General features: G+C 68.2%; 23 protein-coding genes and 1 tRNA gene. 13 read left to right on the top strand and 11 right to left on the bottom strand.

Annotation, left to right across the window (positions count from 1 at the left end; genetic code table 11):
* The first annotated feature begins 7 nt into the window (after positions 1 to 7).
* From ABZ348_RS25475 to ABZ348_RS25520, 10 genes are all read left to right on the top strand, one after another.
* Entirely contained in the window at positions 8 to 1,198 is a 1,191-nt protein-coding gene (locus ABZ348_RS25475) for a phage tail protein (protein WP_358936758.1), read from the top strand.
* Positions 1,195 to 2,472: a tape-measure protein gene (locus ABZ348_RS25480; protein ID WP_358936759.1), complete on the top strand. Its 1,278-nt coding sequence runs from the start codon at positions 1,195 to 1,197 to the stop codon at positions 2,470 to 2,472. The genes ABZ348_RS25475 and ABZ348_RS25480 overlap by 4 nt, the downstream gene beginning before the upstream one ends.
* Before the next feature lie 135 nt (positions 2,473 to 2,607).
* Positions 2,608 to 3,522, top strand: a complete 915-nt coding sequence (locus ABZ348_RS25485; protein WP_358936761.1) for a phage tail protein — start codon at positions 2,608 to 2,610, stop codon at positions 3,520 to 3,522.
* 22 nt (positions 3,523 to 3,544) lie between these two features.
* Positions 3,545 to 4,717: an H-type lectin domain-containing protein gene (locus ABZ348_RS25490; protein WP_358936763.1), complete on the top strand. Its 1,173-nt coding sequence runs from the start codon at positions 3,545 to 3,547 to the stop codon at positions 4,715 to 4,717.
* Positions 4,714 to 5,820, top strand: a complete 1,107-nt coding sequence (locus tag ABZ348_RS25495; RefSeq protein ID WP_358936765.1) for a hypothetical protein — start codon at positions 4,714 to 4,716, stop codon at positions 5,818 to 5,820. The genes ABZ348_RS25490 and ABZ348_RS25495 overlap by 4 nt, the downstream gene beginning before the upstream one ends.
* Complete coding sequence (locus ABZ348_RS25500; RefSeq protein WP_358936766.1) at positions 5,820 to 6,533, top strand: hypothetical protein; 714 nt, start codon at positions 5,820 to 5,822, stop codon at positions 6,531 to 6,533. Before ABZ348_RS25495 ends, ABZ348_RS25500 begins: the two co-directional genes overlap by 1 nt.
* Before the next feature lie 28 nt (positions 6,534 to 6,561).
* On the top strand, positions 6,562 to 6,708 hold the full coding sequence (locus ABZ348_RS25505) for a hypothetical protein (protein WP_358936768.1): 147 nt from the start codon (positions 6,562 to 6,564) through the stop codon (positions 6,706 to 6,708).
* 16 nt (positions 6,709 to 6,724) lie between these two features.
* Positions 6,725 to 7,693, top strand: coding sequence for a peptidoglycan-binding protein (locus ABZ348_RS25510; protein ID WP_358936770.1), 969 nt, complete (start codon positions 6,725 to 6,727; stop codon positions 7,691 to 7,693).
* A 119-nt stretch (positions 7,694 to 7,812) separates the two neighbouring features.
* Positions 7,813 to 8,052: a hypothetical protein gene (locus ABZ348_RS25515; protein ID WP_358936772.1), complete on the top strand. Its 240-nt coding sequence runs from the start codon at positions 7,813 to 7,815 to the stop codon at positions 8,050 to 8,052.
* Positions 8,039 to 8,305: a hypothetical protein gene (locus ABZ348_RS25520; protein WP_358936774.1), complete on the top strand. Its 267-nt coding sequence runs from the start codon at positions 8,039 to 8,041 to the stop codon at positions 8,303 to 8,305. Before ABZ348_RS25515 ends, ABZ348_RS25520 begins: the two co-directional genes overlap by 14 nt.
* A gap of 81 nt (positions 8,306 to 8,386) precedes the next feature.
* Here the strand turns inward: ABZ348_RS25520 and ABZ348_RS25525 are convergent, their stop codons facing one another.
* From ABZ348_RS25525 to ABZ348_RS25570, 10 genes are all read right to left on the bottom strand, one after another.
* Positions 8,387 to 12,286 (bottom strand): DNA-directed RNA polymerase subunit beta', encoded by a 3,900-nt coding sequence (locus ABZ348_RS25525; protein WP_358936775.1) that lies wholly within the window; start codon positions 12,284 to 12,286, stop codon positions 8,387 to 8,389.
* Between the two features lie 129 nt (positions 12,287 to 12,415).
* Positions 12,416 to 15,898: a DNA-directed RNA polymerase subunit beta gene (gene rpoB, locus ABZ348_RS25530; RefSeq protein ID WP_358936777.1), complete on the bottom strand. Its 3,483-nt coding sequence runs from the start codon at positions 15,896 to 15,898 to the stop codon at positions 12,416 to 12,418.
* A gap of 644 nt (positions 15,899 to 16,542) precedes the next feature.
* Positions 16,543 to 16,926, bottom strand: a complete 384-nt coding sequence (gene rplL, locus ABZ348_RS25535) for a 50S ribosomal protein L7/L12 (protein ID WP_358936779.1) — start codon at positions 16,924 to 16,926, stop codon at positions 16,543 to 16,545.
* 110 nt (positions 16,927 to 17,036) lie between these two features.
* Positions 17,037 to 17,567: a 50S ribosomal protein L10 gene (gene rplJ, locus ABZ348_RS25540; protein WP_358936781.1), complete on the bottom strand. Its 531-nt coding sequence runs from the start codon at positions 17,565 to 17,567 to the stop codon at positions 17,037 to 17,039.
* Between the two features lie 656 nt (positions 17,568 to 18,223).
* Positions 18,224 to 19,150 (bottom strand): hypothetical protein, encoded by a 927-nt coding sequence (locus tag ABZ348_RS25545; protein ID WP_358936783.1) that lies wholly within the window; start codon positions 19,148 to 19,150, stop codon positions 18,224 to 18,226.
* Between the two features lie 146 nt (positions 19,151 to 19,296).
* Positions 19,297 to 20,019 (bottom strand): 50S ribosomal protein L1, encoded by a 723-nt coding sequence (gene rplA, locus ABZ348_RS25550; RefSeq protein ID WP_358936785.1) that lies wholly within the window; start codon positions 20,017 to 20,019, stop codon positions 19,297 to 19,299.
* A gap of 79 nt (positions 20,020 to 20,098) precedes the next feature.
* The gene (rplK, locus tag ABZ348_RS25555) at positions 20,099 to 20,533 is read right to left on the bottom strand and encodes a 50S ribosomal protein L11 (protein ID WP_003956479.1); all 435 of its coding nucleotides are present in this window, start codon (positions 20,531 to 20,533) and stop codon (positions 20,099 to 20,101) included.
* Positions 20,534 to 20,710: 177 nt separating this feature from the next.
* On the bottom strand, positions 20,711 to 21,601 hold the full coding sequence (gene nusG / locus ABZ348_RS25560) for a transcription termination/antitermination protein NusG (protein ID WP_358936787.1): 891 nt from the start codon (positions 21,599 to 21,601) through the stop codon (positions 20,711 to 20,713).
* A 75-nt stretch (positions 21,602 to 21,676) separates the two neighbouring features.
* On the bottom strand, positions 21,677 to 21,958 hold the full coding sequence (gene secE, locus ABZ348_RS25565) for a preprotein translocase subunit SecE (protein ID WP_329022136.1): 282 nt from the start codon (positions 21,956 to 21,958) through the stop codon (positions 21,677 to 21,679).
* 108 nt (positions 21,959 to 22,066) lie between these two features.
* Positions 22,067 to 22,139, bottom strand: a tRNA-Trp gene (locus ABZ348_RS25570).
* Positions 22,140 to 22,411: 272 nt separating this feature from the next.
* Here ABZ348_RS25570 and ABZ348_RS25575 point away from each other — a divergent pair.
* Together ABZ348_RS25575 and ABZ348_RS25580 are read left to right on the top strand one after the other, a co-directional pair.
* The gene (locus tag ABZ348_RS25575; RefSeq protein ID WP_358936789.1) at positions 22,412 to 23,638 is read left to right on the top strand and encodes a pyridoxal phosphate-dependent aminotransferase; all 1,227 of its coding nucleotides are present in this window, start codon (positions 22,412 to 22,414) and stop codon (positions 23,636 to 23,638) included.
* Positions 23,639 to 23,777: 139 nt separating this feature from the next.
* Positions 23,778 to 24,797, top strand: a complete 1,020-nt coding sequence (locus ABZ348_RS25580) for an adenosine deaminase (protein WP_358936790.1) — start codon at positions 23,778 to 23,780, stop codon at positions 24,795 to 24,797.
* Here ABZ348_RS25580 and ABZ348_RS25585 read toward each other — a convergent pair.
* The gene (locus ABZ348_RS25585; protein WP_358936792.1) at positions 24,794 to 25,411 is read right to left on the bottom strand and encodes a TetR/AcrR family transcriptional regulator; all 618 of its coding nucleotides are present in this window, start codon (positions 25,409 to 25,411) and stop codon (positions 24,794 to 24,796) included. The genes ABZ348_RS25580 and ABZ348_RS25585 overlap by 4 nt on opposite strands.
* A gap of 106 nt (positions 25,412 to 25,517) precedes the next feature.
* Here ABZ348_RS25585 and ABZ348_RS25590 point away from each other — a divergent pair, with 106 nt between their 5' ends.
* A complete protein-coding gene (locus tag ABZ348_RS25590; protein WP_358936794.1) occupies positions 25,518 to 26,150 on the top strand; it encodes an NAD(P)H-binding protein in 633 nt (210 codons plus the stop codon).
* The last annotated feature ends 45 nt before the right edge of the window (positions 26,151 to 26,195 follow it).

Consider the following 26,195-nt stretch of genomic DNA (forward strand, 5'->3'; position numbering starts at 1 on the left):
GGGACTCATGTCGCTCACTTCCGCTGCCGGAAAGGCCACAGGTTCCCTCCGGCAACTCAAAACCCAGGCCGACACCGCCGCCACCTCCACCCAGAGCGTCGGCCGCGCCGCCACCACCGGAAAGACCGGGCTCGACAAGCTCCGCTCCTCCGCGCAGTCCTCCGCCCGGGAACTCAAAACCCTTCAGCAGAACGCCGACCGTGCCGAGAAGTCCGTCGCCAGGGCCGGCCGGGCCGGGCAGACCGGTGGCACCCAGATCGGGAAGTTCAAGGGCGGCGCCGACAACGCCGCTAAGGGGATGAACGGCCTCAACACCTCCATGAAGGGCAATATCATCGCCCGGCTCCTGGAGCTGTTCGCCCCGCTCATCGAAAAGGTCGTCAGCATGGCGACCCAGTCGAAAACCATGCAGAAGGTGCTCAAAACCGCCTCCGACGCGGTCAAGAAGGTCATTGAGACCGTCATCAAGGCCATCGGTCCGATCATGAAGGGCATCGGCACGCTCTTCAAGAACGTCTGGAACGGCATCAAGAAGGCGGTCTCCACCGTCGTCGACGCCGTCTCCAAGGTCGTCTCGAAGACCTTCAACGGCATCAAGAAGGTCATCTCCGGCGTCATGGACACCGTCAAGTCCGTGATCTCCAAGGTGTGGGGCGGGATCAAGAAGATCATCAACCCGGTCATCGACTGGGTCCGCAAGGACATCCCCAAGGCGTTCACCCACGTCAAAGAGAAGCTCTCCTCCATCTGGAGCGGCCTCAAGACCATCGCATCCAAGGCGTTCGACGCCGTCAAGGGCGCGGTCAGGACCCCGATCAACGGCGTCATCGACCTGATCAACTCCGCGATCGGCAAGCTCAACGGCATCAAGGTGAAGATCCCCGGCTGGGTCCCGGGCGTCGGCGGGAAGACCTTCGGGGTCAGCCTCCCCCGAATTCCCCGGCTCGCCGAGGGCGGCGTCGTCACCCCCCGTACCGGCGGTGTCCCGGCGATCATCGCGGAGGCCGGCGAGGCCGAGGCCGTGCTCCCGCTCTCCAAGCTGGACCGGCTGCTGCGGCACACCGCCGCCCGAACCCGGGCCCGGACCGTCGCCACCGGTACCGCCGGATTCCATATCGAGCACTACTACGCCGCCCCCTCCACCGATGTGAAGGACACGGCGAAGGCGCTGATGTTCCTCGCGAAGGCTCGCGGATGAGCGCCCTCGCCCTGCGCCCGGTCGACCCGGTGGGGGATCTGCTCGCCGGGATGGTCCGGCCGCTGAACCAGCTCCGCGACCAGGTGAAACAGGCGACCCAGGGCGCCCGGTCGGCGGTGAACGGCATCCGTACGGCCTCCGGGAGCGTGGAGCGGATCAAGAGCGCGGGCGACTTGGCCCGGGGCGCGGTCAGCGGGCTGCGGGCCGGGGCCACCGCCTCCGTACGCCCGGTCGGTGCCGTCGGCACCAGCGCCACCAAGGCCGCGCCCGGGCTCCGTACCCAGGAGCGCTCGGCCAGGTCGTCCAGCGGCGCGGCGGCGGCGCTGGCCGGCGGGCTGGGCGGTCTCATCTCCATCACCGAACTGCTCGGCGCGGCGGGCGTCACCATAGGCCCGCTGATGACCGTGCTCGGCGGCGGCCTGATGGTCGGGGCCGTCGCCGTCACCAGCATCAACGTCACCATGCGGGCCAACCCGATCGGCTTTGTCGTCGGGCTGCTGGTGCCGATCACCGCCTATCTCATCGAGCTGGCCGTCAACTCCGAGACCGGGCAGCGGATCATCAAGCAGGTCTTCGACCACGCACTGAGGATCGTCAAGCAGATCGCCTCCCACCTCCTCCCGGTGGTCAGGATCTACGGGACTCTCGTCGCCACGGCGTTCGGCGTCGTCCGCAGCGTCCTGACCGGCGATGTGAGCGGCATCGGCCGGAACATCGGCAAGGCCTTCCCCGCCGTCCGCGACGGTGTCCGGAAGGCGACCGACGCGGTGAGCGGGATCATGCGGCGCGCCTGGGATGGGCTGAAGGGCGCGGTCAGGCCGGTGGTCGACTGGATCACCAAGGACATCCCGTCCGCCTTCACCCGGGTGAAGAAGGCCACCACCGACACCCTCGGCGGCATCGGCCAGTTCGTCACGACCGGACTCCAGGCCATCGTCTCGGTGCTCAAGGGCCCGATCGAGGGGCTGATCTCCTTCGCCAACTGGGTCATCGACGGGCTCAACAGCCTCAGCTTCAACATCCTCGGCAAGAAGTTCGGCATCCACTTCGACAAGATCCCGATGCTCGCCGAGGGCGGTGTGGTGATGCCGCCCAGCGGCTCACGGCCCGGCTCGGTCACCCCGCTGGGCTCTGTCGACGCACTGCGCGCGGCCGAGCGCGGCAGCCGGGTGCCGGAGCCGCGCCGGGTGCGGCTCGAAACCTTCCGGGAGCCGGCCGGAAGCAGCGCGTACGCGGTCGCCGAGGATCTCCTCTTCCTCGCCCGCGCCGCCTGAGCCCGCGCGCCGCGTGCCGCGCGCCGCGTGCCGCGTGCTCCGTGTGCCCGCTCGTGCCCCGCGCCCCGTACACGCGCCGCGCCGTGAGCCCGCGCCCCACGGCTCGTACCGCCCCCGCCCGAGAAAGGCGACCCCATGACCGACACCACCTCACCACCCGGCTCACTGATCGGCCTCGACGGCCAGATCCAGTGGGCCGGACTGCTGCTCGGCCCCGGCACCCCCTTCCAGATCGACCGGGACGGCCTCACCGGCTGGGCCGACCTCCCCTCCCTCGACAGTTCCGACGCCGACCGGCCCACCGCCCACGGCGCCTGGCCCGGCGCCCGCTGGGCCAGGCCCCGGTCCGTCTCCGCCGGGATCTGGCTGCTGCCGGAGGCCGGCGCCGGCGCCGCGCCCGGGGCCCCGGCGGACTTGCTCGACACCTTCATCCGCGCCTTCGGCACCGGCTCCGCCGACGCTGAACAGTGGCTGGCCGTACGGCTGCACGGCCGCACCACCGCCGTCCGCGCCCGGGTCACCCAGCGCACCGTCCCCACCGACCGGCGTTTCGCGACCGGCGGTGCCACCAGGGTCTCCGTCCAGTGGACCGCGACCGACCCGCGCCGCTACGAGCCCGAGGCCCGGACGGTCTCGCTGGGGCTCCCCCGCCGGGGCACCGGCACGACCTATCCGTTCACCTACCCGGTGGACTACGGAACCCCCGGCTCTGGCGGCTCGGGCTCCGCCGTCAACAGCGGGACGACCGAGACCTGCCCGATGGTCGAGTTCACCGGCCCGGTGCGGCGGCCCCATCTGCTCAACCACACCACCGGGCGCTCCCTGGAGTACGACATCGTCCTCGGCCCCGGTGAACGGCTGACCGTCGACACGCGCGAGGGCACGGTGCTGATCGGGCCGCGCGCCTCCCGGCTCCACACGGCCACGGCCGTCAGCAGCCCGGAGCAGTCCTTCGTCCTCCCGCCCGGTGAGAACCGGCTCGACTTCCGCGCCCTGGACGGCGACCCCACCACATCCGCCCAGCTCACCTGGCGCGCGGCCCACCTCTGACAGCTCTGAGGAGAAGAAGACCATGACCGTACGTGTAGGACGACTCACCAGCGGAATGACCCCCGAGGACCACCGGCTGGCCGCCTCCACCGCCATGGCACCGGCGGGCGCCCTCGCCACCACCGGCGGCTGCCTGCCGGGCGGCCTCGACCTGGCCCCGGTCCCCGGCTCGGCCCTCCAGGCGACGCTGTCGGCGGGCCGGCTGTGGGTGCAGGGCACGAACGGAGCGGCGCAGGGCGGATACTCCGTCACCATCGACGCCCCGGTGTCGCTGACCTTCGGCGCGGGACACGCGACCTACAGCAGGATCGACTCCGTGGTCGTCAGGGTCGCCGACCCGTCCCACGACAGCACGGTGACCGTCTTCGGCGGCGAGGTCCTCGTCGTCCAGGGCTCCCCGGCCGGCACCCCCACGGCCCCCACCGTCCCTCCCAACAGCCAGAAGCTGTATGACGTCGTGGTGGGGAAGGAGAGCGTCGGACTGGACTGGGTCACGGGGGTCCTGGACCGGCGCCGCTACACCGCCGCGCTCGGCGGCATCGTGCCGCCCGGCTCGGGTGTCGCCTTCAGCGGCAGCCACAACGGGCAGTACCGGGACAACGACGGCGTACTGGAGCGGTGGAACGGCACCGCCTGGGAGCCGATCCTGCGGCTCGGCACCAGTGGGCAGCTCCAGCTCGGGGATGTCCGCGTCTACCGGGACGGCGGGACGGCCGCCGCGACCAACGCCATCGTGCGCGCCTACCGGCCGGCGAACGAGGATGCCATCTCGGTACGGAGCGCGGTGGGCGACACGGCTTCCCGGCTTCTGGTCAAGGGGGACGGCGCCATCCAGTGGGGTGCGGGAGGCTCGACGCCCACCGATGTCCAGCTGTCCCGCACCGCACCCGGCGCCCTGAGAGTCAATGGTGACCTGGTGGTCCGCACCCACAAGGCGCACTACGGCGAGAGCGGAACCGCCTACTTCAACTTCGCCGGCGTCCGCGCGCATGCGATGACCATCACCTTCGGCACTCCCTTCCCCACCGCTCCGAGGGTCTACACCAACATCAATTCGGGGCACGCGGCAGCCGAGATGTGGAGCAGCCGCGCCCACACCGTCACGGCCACCGGCTTCCAGCTCTACGTCTACAACCCGAGCGGGACGTGGTCGTGGTCGAACATGCCGGTCTACTGGTCGGCCTTCGCCGCATGACCGCGACCGGCCCCTACCGCGCGCTCTTCTGCGATCTGCGCACCGACCGCCCCATCGACATCCTCCCCCTGCGGGATGTGACGATCGACGACTACATCGGCCGCCCCGGCTCCCTCTCCGGAACCCTGCCCGTGCCCAACCCCGAACTCGCCGACCGGGTCCGGCAGATCGAGGAGGGCAGGACCGCCGTCTACCTGGAGCGCGACGGCGATCTGTGGTGGGGCGGCATCGTATGGACCACCACCCTCAGCGCCGACGAGAAGGGCGGACTCTCGCTCGCCGTCCAGGCCGCGACCTTCGACTCCTACGCCGCCCGGCGCCGTATCCGGGCCGATCTCACCTATGTCCAGCAGGACCAGCTGGAGATCGCCCGGAGGCTCTGGCAGCACATCCAGTCCCGCCAGGGCGGGAACATCGGTGTCAGCTTCGGCACCGAACTGTCGGGTGTGCCGCGCGACATGACATGGCGGGACGGCGACGAGACCCCGCTGGACGAGGCGGTCAAGCAGCTCGCCGAGGCGGAGAACGGCTTCGAGCACCACATCTCCGTCCACCGCGACCCGATCACCGGCGACCGGGTGAAGCTGCTGCGGCTCGGCCACCCCAAGCTGCGCAACGGCTCCACCGATCTCGTGCTGGACCGGCCGGGGGCGGTGCTGCGCTACGCCTTCCCCCGGGACGCGACCCGGGGCGGCAGCACCGCCCGGGCCCGGGGCGCCGCCGCCAACAGCGACCAGAGCCAGGAGAGCCGGCCCGCGCTGTCCCGGGAGCACGTCGCCCAGGACCTGATCGACAACGGGTACCCGCGCGTGGACCTCTCGTCGGACCACTCGTCCGTCACCTCCGTGAAGGCGCTGGACTCCCTGGCCGCGGCACAGCTCGCCGAGGCCAGGGGGGCCGTGGTCATCCCCGAGGTGACCATCCGGCTCGACGACCGCGACCTGGTGCCCCCGATGCTCCTGGGCCGCACCGTGCGGCTGCGGATCACCGACGAATGGCACCCGGACGGGCTCGACGCCCGCTTCCGGATCATCGGGATCAAGGTCGCCCCACCACAGCGCGGACGCCCGGAGACCGCCGAACTGTTTCTGGAGGCCGGCTGATGACCGCTCTGCCCGAGGACCTCATCGATCTGATCCAGGAGCTCCAGCGCAAGGTGCAACGGCTCTCCACCGCCGTCGCCGCCCGCCCCGCGCTCAACGAGATCACCAACGGGGACGTCACCATCAGCGGCGGCGGCAGTCTGCTGGTGACCAAGCCCGACAAAAGCGTCCTGCTGCACATCGGCGCCATCGGGGCCGCCGGGGAGAACCCCAGGGAACAGGGCGTACGCGTCCTCCGCACGGACGGCTCGGAGGCTCTGACCGTCTCGGGGAAGCCCACCCAGGCCGTGAACATCCGGGACCGCTTCGACAGCATCGTCCTCGCCGACGACACCCGGTCGGGCGGCCTCGCCCGCCCCTACATCCCCATCCCCCTCTACCCGTCCCCGATCAGGATCACCTCGACCACCTGGACCCGGGTGCTCCAGGGGGGCATGTACCTCCAGCACCCGAGGATCGCGGTCGGTGTGTGGATCCAGGCCGACGCGAACACCACTGTCGAGGCGAGAGTCCGCTACCTCACCGCGAACGGCACGGCCGTGGAGATCGGCGACAGTGTCGGGGTGAGCGGGGGCAGCCACTCACAGGAGGTCTCCGGCCCGCACGGCCAGGCCCCCTACACCTGGAGCAACCTCCAGGTCGAGGGCCGGGTGGTGACCGGGACCGGTGGGGGCGCGGTGGGCGTGCTGTACGCCGAGGGCCGCCAGTCCTGACCTCCCGTACCCGAGAAGGAGCCCCCGCGTGTCCAACGATGTGATCGTCTCCCCCGGCGGCGAGCTGCTGCTCCCGCCGGCCCCCGAACCGAACATCCCCCCTCCGGGCCCGCCTTCCGCACCCTCGGCCCAGCCTCCCGACGAGCACCATGCCGCCCCGCCCCCGCCCGTCTGACGGAAGGACGACCTCCATGGCCACCCCCCTCACCCCCGCCCGGCTGCTCGCCGCGCTCCGGGCCGAGGGTGTGACCGTCGTCGAGCACGGCGGCTGGCGCACCCACCACCGCAACCACGCCGGCGCCTGGGGTCCCGTGAACGGGGTGATGATCCACCACACCGTCACCCGGGGCACCGGCTCCTCCGTACGGCTCTGCTACGACGGGTACGCCGCGCTGCCCGGGCCGCTCTGCCACGGGGTGATCGCCAAGGACGGCACCGTCCATCTCGTCGGCGCCGGACGCGCCAACCACGCCGGCGGGGGCGACCCCGCTGTCCTCGCGGCGGTGATCGCCGAGAAGTACGGCGACCGGCCGCCCGCCCCGGCGGAACACCAGGGCAGCGCGGGAGCCGTCGACGGCAACGCCCGCTTCTACGGCTTCGAGTGCGTCAACCTGGGCGACGGCGCCGACCCCTGGCCCGACGCCCAGCTCGATGCAGTCGAGCGGGCGTCGGCCGCGCTCTGCCGGGCCCACGGCTGGGGCGCCAGGAGCGTCATCGGGCACCGGGAGTGGTCCGACCGGAAGGTCGACCCGCGCGGATTCACCATGCCGGAGCTGCGCCGGCGGATAGCCGGGCGGCTCGGCGGGCCGCCCGCGCAGGAGAAGCCCCCCACCCAGGAGAGACCTCCCGCGCAGGAGAGCCCGGAGCCAGGCGTACCGGAGCCGGGGAAACCGGGGAAGCCCCGTCTCCAGCCCTTCCCCGGGGCGGGCTTCTTCACCGCCCGGACCAGCTCCCCCGTGATCACCGCGATGGGGCGGCGGCTGGTCGCCGAGGGGTGCTCCGCCTACACCTCGGGCCCCGGCCCGCGCTGGAGCGAGGCCGACCGGCGCTCCTACGCGAAATGGCAGCGGAAGCTGGGCTTCCGGGGCGCCGACGCGGACGGGCTGCCGGGCCACGCCTCCTGGACCGCCCTGAGGGTCCCGTACCCCGAGAAGCGCTGAGGGACCACCGGGAGGCGCCGGGAGCACCCGGGACCACTGACGCCACCGGCACCATCACCAAAACCCACCGAAACTCATAGAAGCCCGCCAATCCCCGCCGAGCAGAGGAGACCGGAGAAGTGTCCGAAGCCGCCAAGCGCACGGCGCGCACCGTCCTCCAGAGCGCCATCGGCATCGCCGTCGCGCTCCCCGCGATCGTGGACGCCTCAGGGCTGCCGGCCGCCCTGCCCTGGGTGGCCGGAGCCCTGGCCGTCGCCGCCGCTGTGACCAGGGTGATGGCCCTGCACTCCGTACAGCGGCTGCTGCCGTCCTGGCTCCGCAGCGAACCGTCCACAGGAGCCGCCGATGGCCGAGTCTGAGCCGAAGAGCGCCCCCGTCATCGTCGCCGTGGAGCTGGAACGGCTGCACGGCACGCTGGAGGCCGGGTTCGCCCGGGTCGACGGCTCGCTCGCGCTGCTGGTGCAGCGGAGCGACCAGACCGACAAACACCTCGCGGACATGGAGTCCCGCATCGACGCGCTGGAGCGCGCCCGCTGGCCGCTGGCCAGTATCGCCGCGCTCACCGCCAGTGTCGGACTGATGCTCGCCGTCTGGGAGCTGGCCGGGCGCTGACTCCCCCGGCCCCGTCCGATACGCCGAAAGGGCGGTCACCCCGATACGGGGTGACCGCCCTTTCGCTGTTCTCGCTATCGCTTACTGGTTGTACGGACCGTAGTCGTAGTCCTCCAGCGGCACGGCCTGGCCGGAGCCGGAGCCGAACGGCGAGTAGTCGATGTCGTCGTAGCCGACGGCCGAGTACATCGCGGCCTTGGCCTCCTCGGTGGGCTCCACCCGGATGTTGCGGTAGCGGGCGAGGCCCGTACCGGCCGGGATGAGCTTACCGATGATGACGTTCTCCTTGAGGCCGATCAGGGAGTCCGACTTGGCGTTGATCGCCGCATCGGTCAGGACCCTGGTCGTCTCCTGGAAGGACGCCGCGGACAGCCACGACTCGGTGGCGAGCGAAGCCTTGGTGATACCCATCAGCTGCGGGCGACCGGAAGCGGGGTGACCGCCCTCGGTGACCACACGACGGTTCTCCGTCTCGAACTTCGAACGCTCGACCAGCTCGCCGGGCAGCAGCTCGGCATCGCCGGACTCGATGATCGTCACGCGGCGCAGCATCTGCCGGATGATGATCTCGATGTGCTTGTCGTGGATCGACACGCCCTGCGAGTTGTAGACCTTCTGCACCTCGCCGACCAGGTGGACCTGAACGGCCCGCTGGCCGAGGATGCGCAGCACGTCGTGCGGGTTGGTGGCACCGAAGGTCAGTGCCTGGCCCACCTCGACGTGGTCGCCCTCGCGCACCAGGACCTTGGCACGCTTCGAGATCGGGAACGCCGTCTCGTCGCTGCCGTCGTCCGGGGTGACGACGATCTTCTTGGTCTTCTCGGTCTCCTCGATGCGGATGCGGCCGGCCGCCTCCGAGATCGGGGCGACACCCTTGGGCGTACGGGCTTCGAAGAGCTCGACGACACGCGGCAGACCCTGGGTGATGTCGTCACCTGCCACACCACCGGTGTGGAAGGTACGCATCGTCAGCTGGGTACCGGGCTCACCGATGGACTGGGCGGCGATGATGCCGACCGCCTCACCGATGTCGACCAGCTTGCCGGTGGCGAGCGAACGGCCGTAGCAGTACGCACAGGTGCCGACGGCAGACTCACAGGTCAGGACCGACCGGGTCTTGACCTCCTCGACGCCAGCGGCGACGAGGGCGTCGATCAGGACATCACCGAGGTCGACGTTGGCAGGCGCGATGACCTTGCCGTCGACGACGACGTCCTCGGCGAGCATCCGCGCGTACACCGACGTCTCGACGTCGTCGGTCTTGCGCAGCCGGCCCTCGAGGTCCTTGGTGGCGATCCGCAGCTTGAGGCCGCGGTCGGTGCCGCAGTCCTCTTCGCGGATGATGACGTCCTGCGAGACGTCCACCAGACGACGGGTGAGGTAACCCGAGTCGGCGGTACGCAGGGCGGTGTCGGCCAGACCCTTACGGGCACCGTGGGTGGAGATGAAGTACTCCAGCACGGACAGGCCCTCGCGGAAGGACGCCTTGATGGGACGGGGAATCGTCTCGTTCTTGGCGTTCGACACCAGACCACGCATACCGGCGATCTGACGCATCTGCATCATGTTTCCACGAGCACCCGAGTTGACCATCATGAAGATGGGGTTGGTCTTCGGGAAGTTCGCGTTCATCGCCTCGGCGACCTCGTTGGTCGCCAGGGTCCAGATCTTGATGAGCTCGTTGGTGCGCTCTTCCTTGGTGATCAGACCGCGCTCGTACTGCTTCTGGACCTTCTCGTCCTGGGCCTCGTACGAGGCGACGATTTCCTTCTTCGCCTCGGGCACGACGACATCGGAGATGGCGACGGTGACACCGGAACGGGTCGCCCAGAAGAAGCCGGCCGCCTTCAGGTTGTCGAGCGTCGCCGCCACGATGACCTTGGGGTAGCGCTCGGCGAGGTCGTTGACGATCTCCGAGAGCTGCTTCTTGCCGACCGAGTAGTCGACGAAGGGGTAGTCCTCGGGCAGCAGCTCGTTGAACAGCGCACGACCGAGGGTCGTCCGCAGCCGGAAGCTGTCTCCCTGCTGCCAGTCGGGCTCGCCCTCTTCACGGGCCGGCGGGGTCCAGCCGCGCGGCGGGATGGTGCCCACCGGGAAGCGGATGTCGACCTTCGCCTGCAGGGACAGCTCACGGGCGTCGAACGCCATGATCGCCTCTGCGGTGGAGCCGAAGAACCGGCCCTCGCCCTTGACCTCGCGCTCCTCTTCGTCCGTGGTGAGGAAGAAGAGGCCGAGCACCATGTCCTGGGTGGGCATGGTGACCGGACGGCCGTCGGCCGGCTTGAGGATGTTGTTGGAGGACAGCATCAGGATGCGGGCCTCGGCCTGCGCCTCCGCGGAGAGCGGCAGGTGGACGGCCATCTGGTCACCGTCGAAGTCCGCGTTGAACGCGGTGCAGACGAGCGGGTGGATCTGGATGGCCTTGCCCTCGACCAGCTGCGGCTCGAAGGCCTGGATGCCGAGGCGGTGCAGCGTGGGCGCACGGTTCAGCAGCACCGGGTGCTCGGCGATGACCTCTTCGAGGACGTCGTACACCACGGTGCGACCGCGCTCGACCATGCGCTTGGCCGACTTGATGTTCTGCGCGTGGTTCAGGTCCACCAGGCGCTTCATCACGAACGGCTTGAAGAGCTCCAGCGCCATGGCCTTGGGCAGACCACACTGGTGCAGCTTCAGCTGCGGGCCGACGACGATCACGGAACGCGCCGAGTAGTCGACTCGCTTGCCGAGCAGGTTCTGACGGAATCGACCCTGCTTGCCCTTGAGCATGTCGCTCAGGGACTTCAGCGGACGGTTACCGGGACCGGTGACCGGGCGACCACGACGGCCATTGTCGAACAGCGCGTCAACGGCCTCCTGGAGCATCCGCTTCTCGTTGTTCACGATGATCTCGGGGGCACCGAGGTCGAGCAGACGCTTCAGACGGTTGTTCCGGTTGATCACCCGGCGGTACAGGTCGTTCAGGTCGGAGGTCGCGAAGCGGCCACCGTCCAGCTGCACCATCGGACGCAGGTCCGGCGGGATGACCGGGACGCAGTCCAGCACCATGCCCTTGGGGCTGTTGCTGGTCTGGAGGAACGCGGAGACGACCTTGAGGCGCTTGAGCGCACGGGTCTTCTTCTGGCCCTTGCCGGTGCGGATGATCTCGCGGAGGCGCTCGGCCTCCTCGTCGAGGTCGAAGGACTCCAGGCGCTTCTGCAGCGCGGCGGCACCCATCGAACCGTCGAAGTAGGTCCCGAAGCGGTCGCGCAGCTCGCGGTAGAGCAGCTCGTCGCCCTCCAGGTCCTGGACCTTGAGGTTCTTGAAGCGGTTCCACACCTCGTCGAGGCGGTCGATCTCGCGCTGGGCGCGGTCGCGGAGCTGCTTCATCTCACGCTCGGCGCCTTCGCGCACCTTGCGGCGCACGTCGGCCTTGGCGCCCTCGGCCTCAAGCTCGGCCAGGTCGGTCTCAAGCTTCTTGGCGCGGGCTTCGAGGTCGGCGTCGCGACGGTTCTCGACCTGCTGGCGCTCGACGGAGACGTGAGCCTCCAACGAGGGCAGATCGCGGGTGCGACGCTCCTCGTCCACGAACGTGATCATGTACGCGGCGAAGTAGATGACCTTTTCCAGGTCCTTCGGCGCGAGGTCCAGCAGGTAGCCCAGGCGTGAGGGAACGCCCTTGAAGTACCAGATGTGGGTTACGGGTGCGGCGAGCTCAATGTGGCCCATCCGCTCGCGGCGCACCTTGGCGCGCGTGACTTCGACGCCACAGCGCTCACAGATGATGCCCTTGAAGCGGACACGCTTGTACTTACCGCAGTAGCACTCCCAGTCCCGGGTCGGACCGAAGATCTTCTCGCAGAAGAGTCCGTCCTTCTCGGGCTTGAGCGTGCGGTAGTTGATCGTCTCGGGCTTCTTGACCTCGCCGTGCGACCACTGGCGGATGTCGTCAGCGGTGGCCAGGCCGATCCGAAGCTCGTCGAAGAAGTTGACGTCGAGCACTATGCGTCAATCCCTCTCAGGGTTGTGTCTCAAGGTGGTCTGTACGGGTCCGTGGGAATTCCCCCCACGGCAGAGTCCTAGGGGGAGGCGGCCGGGACCTCTCTTACGAGAAGGTCCCGGCCGGACCCGTCAGACCTCTTCGACGCTGCTGGGCTCGCGCCGTGACAGGTCGATGCCGAGCTCTTCCGCAGCGCGGAAGACGTCCTCGTCGGTGTCGCGCATCTCGATGGACATGCCGTCCGAGGACAGCACCTCCACGTTGAGGCACAGGGACTGCATCTCCTTGATGAGCACCTTGAAGGACTCAGGGATGCCGGGCTCGGGGATGTTCTCGCCCTTGACGATGGCCTCGTAGACCTTCACGCGACCGGTGACGTCGTCGGACTTGATGGTCAGCAGCTCCTGGAGGGCGTACGCGGCGCCATAAGCCTCCAGCGCCCACACCTCCATCTCTCCGAACCGCTGGCCACCGAACTGGGCCTTACCACCCAGCGGCTGCTGAGTGATCATGGAGTACGGGCCGGTCGAACGGGCGTGGAGCTTGTCGTCGACCAGGTGGTGGAGCTTGAGGATGTACATGTACCCGATGGAGATCGGGTCCGGGAACGGCTCGCCGGAGCGGCCGTCGAACAGCCTCGCCTTGCCGGACGGGAGGACCATGCGGTCGCCGTCGCGGTTGGGGATCGTGGACTCGAAGAGACCGGAGATCTCGTCTTCCCGGGCGCCGTCGAAGACCGGAGTCGCGACATTGGTGCCGGCGGCGACGTCGTCGGCGCCGATCGCCTTCAGCCGCTCCATCCACTCCTCGTTGCCCTCGACCTTCCAGCCCTGGCTGGCGAGCCAGCCGAGGTGGATTTCGAGGACCTGTCCCGGGTTCATTCGGGACGGGACACCGAGGGGGTTGAGGATGATGTCGACCGGGGTGCCGTCCTCCAGGAACGGCATGTCCTCGATCGGCAGGATCTTGGAGATGACGCCCTTGTTGCCGTGACGGCCGGCGAGCTTGTCACCATCGGTGATCTTGCGCTTCTGGGCCACGTAGACGCGGACCAGCTGGTTCACGCCCGGAGGAAGCTCGTCGCCCTCCTCGCGGTCGAAGACGCGTACGCCGATGACCTTGCCGATCTCGCCGTGGGGCACCTTCAGCGAGGTGTCACGGACCTCACGGGCCTTCTCGCCGAAGATCGCGCGCAGCAGGCGCTCCTCCGGGGTCAGCTCGGTCTCGCCCTTGGGCGTGACCTTGCCGACCAGGATGTCTCCCGCGACGACCTCGGCACCGATGCGGATGATGCCGCGCTCGTCGAGGTCGGCGAGGACCTCTTCGGAGACGTTCGGGATGTCCCGGGTGATCTCCTCGGGGCCCAGCTTGGTGTCACGGGCGTCGACCTCGTGCTCCTCGATGTGGATCGAGGAGAGGACGTCGTCCTGGACGAGGCGCTGCGACAGGATGATCGCGTCCTCGTAGTTGTGGCCTTCCCACGGCATGAACGCCACGAGGAGGTTCTTGCCGAGCGCCATCTCGCCCTGCTCGGTCGCCGGGCCGTCGGCGAGGACCTGGGCCTCGATGACCCGGTCGCCCTCGGAGACGATGACCTTCTGGTTGACAGAAGTGCCCTGGTTGGAGCGGGAGAACTTGGCCACCCGGTAGGTGGTGTAGGTGCCGTCGTCGTTGGCGACGGTGATGTAGTCCGCGGAGACCTCCTGGACCACACCGTCCTTCTCCGCCTTGATGACGTCACCGGCGTCGACCGCGCAGCGGTACTCCATGCCGGTTCCGACCAGCGGCGACTCGGCCGTGATCAGCGGAACGGCCTGACGCATCATGTTCGCGCCCATGAGGGCACGGTTGGCGTCGTCGTGCTCCAGGAAGGGGATCATGGCGGTCGCGACCGACACCATCTGGCGCGGCGAGACGTCCATGTAGTCGACCTCGGCCGGCGGGACGTAGTCGACCTCGCCACCACGGCGGCGGACCAGCACGCGCGCCTCGGTGAAGCGCATCTCGTCGGAGATGGTCGCGTTCGCCTGGGCGATGACGAAGCGGTCCTCTTCGTCGGCGGTCAGGTAGTCGACCTCGTCGGTGACCTGGCCGTCGACGACCTTGCGGTACGGGGTCTCGACGAAACCGAACGCATTGACCCGGCCGTAGGACGCGAGCGAGCCGATCAGACCGATGTTCGGGCCTTCAGGCGTCTCGATCGGACACATGCGGCCGTAGTGCGAGGGGTGCACGTCACGGACCTCGAAGCCGGCCCGCTCACGCGAGAGACCACCCGGGCCAAGCGCCGACAGACGGCGCTTGTGGGTGAGACCCGACAGCGGGTTGTTCTGGTCCATGAACTGCGACAGCTGGCTGGTGCCGAAGAACTCCTTGATGGAGGCGACGACGGGCCGGATGTTGATCAGCGTCTGCGGGGTGATCGCTTCGACGTCCTGGGTCGTCATGCGCTCACGCACGACGCGCTCCATACGCGCCAGACCCGTACGGACCTGGTTCTGGATCAGCTCGCCGACGTTGCGCAGACGGCGGTTGCCGAAGTGGTCGATGTCGTCGGTCTCGACGACGATCTGTGTGCCGGACTCGCCGACCGTCTCGGTCTCACCGGCGTGCAGCTTGACCAGGTACTTGATGGTCGCGATGACGTCGTCGGTGGTGAGCACGCCGGCATCCAGCGGCTCGTCGGCCCCGAGCTTCTTGTTGACCTTGTAACGGCCGACCTTGGCCAGGTCGTAGCGCTTCGGGTTGAAGTAGAGGTTCTCCAGGAGCGTCTGGGCGGCCTCACGGGTGGGCGGCTCGCCCGGACGGAGCTTGCGGTAGATGTCGAGCAGCGCGTCGTCCTGGCCCTGCGTGTGGTCCTTCTCCAGGGTGGCGCGCATCGACTCGTACTCGCCGAACTCCTGGAGGATCTGCTCGGTCGTCCAACCGAGGGCCTTGAGGAGGACGGTCACGGACTGCTTGCGCTTGCGGTCGATGCGGACACCGACCATGTCGCGCTTGTCGATCTCCATCTCCAGCCAGGCACCCCGGGACGGGATGATCTTGGCGGTGAAGATGTCCTTGTCGGACGTCTTGTCGATGGAGGAGTCGAAGTAGACACCCGGCGAGCGCACCAGCTGGGACACCACGACACGCTCGGTGCCGTTGATGACGAAGGTGCCCTTGTTGGTCATGAGCGGGAAGTCGCCCATGAAGACCGTCTGGGACTTGATCTCGCCGGTCTCGTTGTTGGTGAACTCGGCGGTGACGAAGAGCGGCGCGGCGAACGTGAAGTCGCGCTCCTTGCACTCGTCGATCGAGTTCTTGGGAGGCTCGAAGCGGTGGTCCCGGAAGGTCAGCGACATCGACCCACTGAAGTCCTCGATCGGAGAGATCTCCTCGAAGATCTCCTCCAGACCGGACTTGGTGGGGACGTCCTGTCCACTCTCAAGAGCCGCCTCGACCCGAGCCTTCCAGGCGGCATTGCCGAGCAGCCAGTCAAAACTCTCGGTCTGGAGCGCGAGAAGGTTCGGAACCTCAAGAGGCTCCTTGATCTTTGCAAAGGAGATGCGCAGCGGGGCAGTGCTGGCGCCGTTGTTCGTATTCGCGGTCGAGGCGTTGCGCGAGGCGGCCAAGAGGGGGTCCTTCCGAGGGCTCGGACTCACTACGCGCGTACCGGTCCCAAGCGAGGCACAGAGATGGAAGTCCCAGGTCAGGGATGGATCAATCCGTAGTGCTCATGCGAGGGGATGCCCCTGGTGACGGGCAGGGGGCAGTTAACAGGCAGCGCAAAGGGTCAGTGTAGCCACTTGGCACACTGATGTCCAGTCCGGATATTCAGGACCCTCGTTGTTCTCAACTCCGCGCTACTTCGCGCCGTACGGCGCACATCGATACTGCCCACTCGGCCGCCGATCCATGCCTCGGATACGGATCGTTGTGGCGGCGCGTCCTGAGAATTGCGCGCTGCGTGCGGTTCGTCAAGGCCCCCTCCCCCCGGCTGGCTGCTGGGATCGTCACTGACCAGGGGCTGACCTGGGCCTGAGGCGCACGGTGAAGATCACCATACTCGGCGGCGCCAGAAGTGCAACGCAGCCCCCGCGGTACGCCGAAGGGCGACCACCCGGTTGGGTGATCGCCCTTGGCTGAGCTCCTCGTGCCCCTCCCGGGTCCTGGAAGGACCGGGAGGTACGGCGTGTCGCGGGACGTATCAGTGGAACTGACCGCACTGTGACACGGAACTCACAGAGTCACTGGGTGACGCTGAGGTGATGCGGGGTCACTTGACCTCGACGGAGGCGCCGGCGCCCTTGAGGGACTCGGCGGCCTTCTCAGCGGCCTCCTTGGCGACCTTCTCCAGGACGGGCTTCGGGGCGCCGTCCACGAGGTCCTTGGCCTCCTTCAGACCCAGGGAGGTCAGCTCACGCACGACCTTGATGACCTGGATCTTCTTCTCGCCGGCACCGGTGAGGATGACGTCGAACTCGTCCTGCTCCTCGACGGCCTCGGCGGCGGCAGCAGCGCCACCGGCGGCGGCAACGGCGACCGGGGCAGCGGCGGTGACGTCGAACTTCTCCTCGAACGCCTTCACGAAGCCGGCGAGCTCAAGGAGGGTCATCTCCTCGAACTGGGCAAGCAGGTCGTCCTGGGTGAGCTTCGCCATGATGGGCGATCCCTTCACTAAATCGGCGTGTGCCGGATGTATATGACGGCGGGCGTTCGGCCCGCTGCGATCAGCGCATGGAAACAGCGCTGATCAATGCGCGAGCCGAGTTACTCGGCACCGCCCTGCTCGGCCTGCTTGGCACGAAGCGCCTCCGCGGTGCGGACGAACTTCGAGGGAAGCGCCTGGAAGAGCGCGGCAGCCTGGGACTGCTTGCCCTTCATGGCGCCCGCCAGCTTGGCGAGCAGAACCTCGCGGGACTCGAGGTCCGCAAGCTTCTTGATCTCATCGGCGGACATCGCCTTGCCATCAAGGACACCGCCCTTGATGATCAGGTTGGGGTTGTCCTTGGCGAAGTCACGAAGACCCTTCGCCGACTCCACCGGGTCACCGGTGACGAAGGCAACCGCCGTCGGACCGTTGAACAGGTCGTCGAGCGTGTCGATCCCGGCCTCGTTGGCCGCAATCTTGGTCAGCGTGTTCTTCACCACGGCGTACTGGGCGTTCTCACCGAGTGAGCGGCGCAGCTGCTTGAGCTGTGCCACGGTGAGACCCCGGTACTCGGTCAGCACGGCGGCGTTCGAGCCGCGGAACTGGTCCGCCAGCTCGGCTACCGCGGCAGCCTTGTCGGGCCTTGCCATGAGCATCGGCCTCCTTCCGGGTGATGAGGACCGCGCGGACCCGAAGGAGGAGACTGTGCAAAACGAAACGCCCCGGCGCAGGCGCACGGGGCTGAGCTCAACCGAATGGAATCCGGGAGCTTGACACTGTGTCACCTGCGCAGGCCGTCCGCAGCTAGCGGATTCCTTCGGTCGCCGCACCCTCAGAAGAGCACGCGGCAACGACCAGCGGTCTTTGGCTTCTGGGGAAGAGTACGTGAGCGGCTCCGCGAGAAGCAAATCGCCCCGTACGGCCTGGTCAGGTGGGGTGTGCCCGACAAGCGATAGAGCGCCGGGGCATCGATCCGATCCGGCGCGACCGGCCGTGAACGAGCCCGGCGGGTCCTCGGAGAGGGACCGTGGAGCGACTTCCAGCCGCCTGTACGGGCGCTCTGGGCCCCCACCCACCCCAGAGGCATCACCAGCCTCACTGAGGACAGCTGAGCCGCTCCAGGGGATCCGGGCCCGAACCGCGCGGGGCGACGCGCCAGCGGGGCCGGTGCGGCGCTCACCACCCCGCGACGGGAATGAGCGGCGCCGCTTCCGGGGCCGATGGCCCCCAGGCCCAGCGCCCCCGTCGGGCCGACCCGGTCGACGACCGGGAGGACTCCCCGACAGGGCGCCCGGCGGGAGAGGTTCTAGCTCTGGGCGGAGCCCTCGTCGAGCTTCTCCAGCTCCTTCATCTCCTTGCTGAGGTCACCGAGCTCCTTGAAGAGCTCCATCAGGTCCGCGGTCTCGCTCGCCGGCGGAGCCTTCACCGACGCCTTGGTGCCGTAGTCGGAGTAGTCGGCGCTGGTGACGAGCTTGCCCTTGCCCTCGGGGAAGTTCATCGTGACGTTCATCCGGACCGGATAGTCATCATCGTTCACCCAGACCTCGGTCTCGAAGCCCTTCATCTTGGACTTCTTCATCTTCGCCAGGAGGTCGTCCCGCTCCTTCTTCCCCAGCAGGTCGAGCTTCGACTTCATCATCTCTTCGAAGGTGAGCGTGCCCTTGTAGTGCTGGGTCTCCACGCCGTCGATCTTCTCCGTGCCGACCTTCTTCACGTTCGGCGAATCCAGCAGGAGCGCCAGCTGCTGGGCCGGGTCCTGGTTCATGTCCTCCATGCCCCCGGTCATCTGCTTCTGCAGCTCGGGGTCGCCGGACATGTCGGCGATCGCGCCGAAGTCCATCTTCATCCAGCGCTTGCCATCCATCTCCTTGGCGGACTTGGCGCCCATGTCCACGTAGATGACGTCGTCGACCATGACCATGCGCGACTTCCCGGGCGCGTCGGCGATGTCCTCCATGCCGGTCACGGTCATGTCCATCAGCACCGGGTCCCAGCCGACGACGCCGGACATCTGCATGTCGAGCTTCTCGCCACCGGCCGTGCCGTCGGAGCCCTTCATGGTGATGTCGACCTTCGCCGACTTCGCCGCCGCGGTGTTCTTGTGCGCGGCGGTGAGCACCTGCGCAACGGAACGTTCCTTCGTGCCCGACTCACTGCCACAACCGGCCACACCGGCGATGACGGCGACCGCCGTCAGCGACATGCCCGCGCGCTTCCATGCGGTCTTGCCCATGCCCCACCCCTTGAAGATTCTTTACGAATGTTTGAACGGTAACCGAAGCCTCTGACAGCGGCGCAACAGAAAAACCGGCCCCCTCACCTCGTAAGAGGCTTGGGGACCGGCTTTCGTTGTACGGAAACCCGCGACTGCTGTGTGGATCACACAGCGGCCGGGTCCTCCTCGACGAGGAGGTTGCGGGTGCGGTTGGAGTCCAGCGGAATGCCGGGGCCCATGGTGGTGGTCAGGGTCGCCTTCTTGATGTAGCGGCCCTTGGCGGCGGACGGCTTGAGACGGAGGATCTCCTCCAGCGCCGCGGCGTAGTTCTCGACCAGCTTCGTCTCGTCGAAGGAGACCTTGCCGATGATGAAGTGGAGGTTCGAGTGCTTGTCGACGCGGAACTCGATCTTGCCGCCCTTGATGTCCGTCACAGCCTTGACGACATCGGGGGTGACGGTGCCGGTCTTCGGGTTCGGCATCAGACCACGCGGACCGAGCACACGGCCGAGGCGGCCGACCTTGCCCATGAGGTCCGGGGTGGCGACGACGGCGTCGAAGTCCAGACGGCCCTTCGCAACCTCGTCGATCAGTTCGTCGGCGCCGACGATGTCGGCGCCCGCGGCACGCGCGGCCTCGGCACGGTCACCGGTCGCGAAGACCAGGACCCGGGCGGTCTTGCCGGTGCCGTGCGGAAGGTTCACGGTGCCACGGACCATCTGGTCCGCCTTGCGCGGGTCGACACCCAGACGCATGGCGACCTCGACAGTCGCGTCGAACTTGATGGAGGTGGTGTCCTTGGCCAGACGGACGGCCTCAAGCGGGGCGTACACGCGCTCCCGGCTGATCTTGGCGTCCGCAGCGCGGAGAGACTTGCTGCGCTTCACTTCAGCTCCTGTGTTTCAGGGTGTGGAGTTGTGGTGCGGACCAGCGCTTGGCCCTACCACAGAGGTCAGACGGGGGCTGTCAGCCCTCGACCGTGATGCCCATGGAACGGGCGGTGCCGGCGATGATCTTCTCGGCGGCGTCGAGGTCGTTGGCGTTCAGGTCGGGCATCTTGGTGGTGGCGATGTCACGGACCTGGTCGCGCGTCAGCTTGGCGACCTTGGTCTTGTGCGGCTCGCCGGAGCCCTTGTCCACACCCGCGGCCTTGAGGATCAGCTTGGCGGCCGGCGGAGTCTTGGTCACGAAGGTGAAGGAACGGTCTTCGTAGACCGTGATCTCCACCGGCACGACCATGCCACGCTGCGACTCGGTCGCGGCGTTGTAGGCCTTGCAGAACTCCATGATGTTGACGCCGTGCTGACCCAGGGCGGGGCCGACCGGCGGAGCCGGGTTGGCCGCGCCGGCCTGGATCTGGAGCTTGATAAGCCCCGTGACCTTCTTCTTCTTGGGAGGCATTGCTCTCTCCGGGTCCTAGTGAGAGTTTCCAGCACTCCACCCGATCATCCGGATGGAGGCATACCGCACAACGATAACGGGTATAGGTGCGCGGTTAAAAACCGACAGGTCAGAACGGCCACGAGGGCTGTTCTGACCTGGTCGGAAGCTATTGCGTACGCAGTGAGCGGCGTACGGCTAGTTCTTCTGGATCTGGTCGAAGCTCAGCTCGACCGGCGTCTCACGGCCGAAGATCTCGACCAGGCCCTTGACCTTCTTCGAGTCAGCGTTGATCTCGTTGATGGTCGCCTGGAGCGTGGCGAACGGACCGTCGGTGACGGTGACCGAGTCGCCGACCTCGAAGTCCAGCACCTGGACCTCGACGCGACGGGCGGGAGCGGCCTTGCCCTCGGCCTCGGCAGCCTCGCGGGCCGCCTTCTCCTCCGCCTCGGGGGCGAGCATCTTGACGATCTCGTCCAGCGTCAGCGGGTACGGGTCGTAGGCGTTGCCCACGAAGCCGGTGACTCCGGGGGTGTTGCGGACGACGCCCCAAGACTCGTTGGTGAGGTCCATGCGGACCAGGACGTAACCGGGAAGCTTGTTCTGGCGGACGTTCTTGCGCTCGCCGTTCTTGATCTGGACGATCTCTTCCTCGGGCACTTCGGCCTGGTAGATGAACTCCTCGACGTTCAGCGAGACGGCACGCTGCTCCAGGTTCGCCTTCACGCGCTTCTCGTAGCCGGCGTAGGTGTGGATGACGTACCACTCGCCGGGCAGGAGACGCAGTTCGTCGCGGAGCGCGGCGATCGGATCGACCGGGGCCTCGGGCTCGGCCTCGGCGCTCGCGGTGTCGTCAGCGTCGCCCTCTGCTTCGGCTTCGGCAGCCTCATCAGAGTCGACAGTGTCGACAGCGTCGTCGGCGTCGTCGTGCACAGCAGCCTCTTCGGCCGGCTCACCGGCCGCTGCGTCGGCAGCCTCGGCCTGGTCCTCGTCGGCCGCCTCAACGATGTCGAGCTCGTCCTCTGAGGACTCGGCGGATTCGAAGCTCTCGCCCGGCTCGACGGCCTCGTTCAGGTTCGGGTCAGACACGGTGGCTGCTTCTTTCTGGATACAGATGGGTGGAACGTACGAAAGGCTGCCGCCATGCCGACGCCCTCCGTGGGATCAGCCGAAGACGTACTTGACGGCTTCCTGGAACCCATAGTCCATCACGGTCACCAGACCGATCATGATGACAACGAAGACAATCACCACTGTGGTGTACGTCGTCAGCTGGTTGCGCGTCGGCCAGACGACCTTGCGCAGCTCGGCGACGATCTGCCGGTAGAAGAGCGCGAGACGGCCCAGAGGGCCCTTCTTTCCACGCTTACCGCCCTTGCGGGACTTCTTCTGAGGCGCTTCGTCCTCGGCATCAGGCGTGTCGATGGAGCCCACGGCGTCCGTCACTTTCTTTCACCTGATTCCGGGTCGTGGCCGTGCCGCACCCGGTGGAGCCACACGGCGGTTCATCTATTGCACGTACATGCGCACACAGCCTGGCGAAGGCTTGTGTAGCAGGGCCGGAGGGACTTGAACCCCCAACCGCTGGTTTTGGAGACCAGTGCTCTACCAATTGAGCTACGACCCTTTGTGGCTTCCCCAACCTACCGTATCCAAGGACGTGGTCGGTTCGGGCCAACGACGAGTGAGTGTACGTGGTCGTCGGCCCGACGTCGAACAGATAGCGTCCCAGCGCTCCTTGCGTCCCTCTTGTACCGACCTCGTCGCCGACTTGTACCGGTCTCGTACCGACGCGGCGCTGCCCCGGCGGGTCGACCGTCACCGACCCGGGCGACGCCGGGTGTCCGCGGGACGAAACACTTGTGCCGGACACAATTGCCGTCTGGGACCATGGACCTCATGAGCGCTGCAACCTCTCCCACCGAGCGCCGGGTCTCCGCGCGCATCGCCGCGATCTCCGAATCCGCGACCCTCGCCGTCGACGCCAAGGCAAAGGCCCTCAAGGCCGCCGGACGCCCGGTGATCGGCTTCGGTGCCGGTGAGCCCGACTTCCCGACGCCCGACTACATCGTCGAGGCCGCGGTCGAAGCCTGCCGAATCCCGAAGTTCCACCGCTACACCCCGGCGGGCGGCCTGCCGGAGCTGAAGAAGGCCATCGCGGAGAAGACCCTGCGGGACTCCGGCTACGAGGTCGACCCGGCGCAGATCCTGGTGACCAACGGCGGGAAGCAGGCGATCTACGAGGCGTTCGCCGCGATCTTGGACCCGGGTGACGAGGTCATCGTGCCCGCCCCCTACTGGACCACCTACCCCGAGTCGATCCGGCTCGCGGGTGGCGTGCCGGTGGACGTCGTCGCCGACGAGACCACCGGCTACCGGGTCTCGGTCGAGCAGCTGGAAGCCGCGCGCACCGAACGTACGAAGGTGGTCCTCTTCGTCTCCCCGTCCAACCCGACCGGCGCCGTCTACAGCCGCGAGGACACCGAGGCGATCGGCCGCTGGGCCGTGGAGCACGGGCTGTGGGTGCTCACCGACGAGATCTACGAGCACCTGGTGTACGGGGACGCGGCCTTCACCTCCCTGCCCGCGGTGGTGCCCGAGCTGCGCGACAAGTGCATCGTCGTCAACGGCGTCGCCAAGACGTACGCGATGACCGGCTGGCGCGTGGGGTGGGTCGTGGGCCCGAAGGACGTGGTGAAGGCCGCGACCAACCTCCAGTCGCACGCCACGTCCAACGTCTCCAACGTGGCGCAGGCCGCTGCCCTGGCCGCCGTGTCCGGGAACCTGGACGCGGTCGCCCAGATGCGCGAGGCCTTCGACCGCCGCCGCCGGACCATCGTCCGGATGCTCAACGAGATCGACGGCGTCGTCTGCCCCGAGCCGGAGGGCGCCTTCTATGTGTATCCCTCCGTGAAGGCCCTGCTCGGCAAGGACATCCGCGGCAAGCGCCCGCAGTCCTCGGTGGAGCTGGCCGCGTTGATCCTGGACGAGGTCGAGGTCGCCGTGGTCCCGGGTGAGGCGTTCGGCACCCCCGGTTATCTGCGCCTTTCCTATGCGCTGGGCGACGAGGACCTCGCCGAGGGCGTCTCGCGCATCCAGAAGCTGCTGGCCGAGGCCACCGACTGACGGTTCGGGCCGCTACCGCCCCTCCGGATCGGCTCCTGCCCTGGGTGACGCCCATGGCAGGAGCCGATTCTTCGTTCGGGCAAGACCCGATCAGGGAATCCGGTTACCTCTCGGCGTGGCGGTGCGGCAAGATCTTGGAATGGACCATGTACGTGACGTCAGCCGGCTCCCCAAAGCCCATCTCCATCTGCACTTCACCGGCTCGATGCGGCCCTCCACCATGCTCGAACTGGCTGATAAGTACGGCGTCCATCTGCCTGACGCCCTGACCGGGGGCGAGCCTCCGAAGCTGCGCGCCACCGATGAGCGCGGCTGGTTCCGCTTCCAACGCCTCTATGACATCGCGCGCTCGTGCCTGCGGGCTCCCGAAGACATCCAGCGGCTGGTGCGGGAGGCCGCGGAGGAGGACGTCAGGGATGGTTCCGGTTGGCTGGAAATACAGGTCGATCCGACGTCGTACGCGCCGCTCCTCGGTGGGTTGATCCCCGCCCTGGAGATCATCCTGGACGCGGTGGACCGTGCAGCCCGCGAGACCGGTCTGGGGATGCGGGTGCTGGTCGCCGCGAACCGCATGAAGCACCCGCTGGAGGCCCGAACGCTGGCCCGGCTCGCCGTGCGGTACGCCGACCAGGGGGTCGTGGGCTTCGGGCTGTCCAACGACGAGCGCCGGGGCATGGCCAGGGACTTCGACCGTGCGTTCGCCATCGCCCGTACCGGAGGTCTGCTGGCTGCGCCGCACGGCGGGGAACTGAGCGGCCCATCGTCGGTGCGGGACTGCCTGGACGACCTCGACGCGTCCCGGATCGGCCACGGGGTGCGTGCGGCGGAGGATCCCCGGCTGCTGCGGCAACTCGCCGACCGCGGGGTGACCTGTGAGGTCTGCCCCTCGTCGAACGTGGCCCTGGGCGTGTACGAGAAACCCGAGGACGTGCCGTTGCGGACGCTGTTCGACGCCGGAGTGCCGATGGCGCTCGGCGCGGACGACCCGCTGCTGTTCGGTTCCCGGCTGGCGGCCCAGTACGACTTCGCGCGCAAGCACCACGGTTTCACGGACGAGGAGTTGGCGGAGTTGGCCCGGCAGTCCGTGCGGGGGTCCGCGGCTCCCGTAGACGTCCGGGCACAGTTGCTGGCCGGGATCGACGACTGGTTGGCCGGCTAGGGAGTGTCTTTCGTCCCGGGCGGGCGGATGCCGCTCAGCAGCGTACGGGCGAGGTCCGCGGCGAACCGGTCGAGCGGGGGCGCGGCCACTCCGCCCGGGGCGCTGTCGTAGGCGAAGGCCAGGTGGGCGCAGGCGCCGAGCAGGAGTGAGGCGGCGGCGTAGGTGTCGGCGTCCGCGGCGATGCGCCCGACCTCCTGCTCGGCCCGCAGATACCGGTCGAGGCCCTGGATGGGCTTGTGGGGTCCGGTGCCCAGGGCACGCAGTGCGGCTTCGTGGCGGGCCTTGAGTCGGGGGTCCGCGTAGAGCGATGCCGCGATCGGAACGGTCTGGGCGTAGAACCGGGCCGCCTGTCGGGCCACTTCGGCGAGATTGCCTTCGAGGCTTCCGGCACCCGGGCTGGCGGTGAGATCGCCCAGGAGCGGCCCCAGTTTCGGCAGTCGCTCGTCGAGGACAGCGATGAACAGTTCCTCCTTGCTGGCGAAGCTCTTGTAGAGGGCGGCCTCCGAGCAGGCCGCCGCCTTGGCGATCTCCTTCGTGGTGGTGCGGGCCAGCCCCAGGCTGAGCATCAGGTCGTACGCGGCGTCGAGGATGCGGGCACGTGCCGGCTTCTGCATGGTCTTCGGGTCCTCTGACTGATTTCGATCCTGCACTTGACTAGTGAGTGAGTACTTACCCACTCTAGGGGGTGAGTGAACACTTACCCCCTTGGAGGCGTGCCCGATGAGATACACCGTTTTCGGAGCGACGGGCGGAGTCGGTCGGGAGATCGTCACCCAGGCGCTGGCCGCCGGCCACGAGGTGACGGCCGTGGTCCGCGATCCGTCCCGCTTCACCGTCACCGACCCGGGCCTCACGGTGTTCACGGCCGACGGGTTGCAGCCCGAGGCCCTGCGGTCGGCCGTTGCGGGCCGGGACGCCGTGCTCTCGGGCCTGGGCGCGCGCAGCCGGGCGGACGCGGGGATCGCCACGACCCTGACCCGCTCGGTACTGGCCGCGATGGAGACGGAGGGCACCCGTCGGCTGGTGGTGGTGAGCGCGTCGCCCCTCGGCGGGCCCCCGGAAGGGGCGGGCCTCGTCGACCGGGCGACCACGCGCGTGGTCTCCGCCGTGTTCAAGGACATCTATCGGGATCTGCGGGCCATGGAGGAGGCATTGGCCCACAGCGCCACCGACTGGACCGCCGTGCGCCCGCCCATGCTCCTGGACAAGCCGCTGACCGGCGTCTACCGCACGGCGATCGGGAGCAACCCGCGCGCCGCCCGGACCATCGGCCGGGCGGACGTGGCCCATGCGATGCTCGCGCAGGTGTCCCGGGGCGAGACGGTGGGACGGACCGTGGGAGTGGCGTACTAGAGCGTGTCGCGCGGGACGCGCCGCCGGCCGGGCTCGGGCAGCCCG

It is taken from the genome of Streptomyces sp. NPDC005963, from assembly GCF_040638655.1.
GTDB lineage: Bacteria > Actinomycetota > Actinomycetes > Streptomycetales > Streptomycetaceae > Streptomyces.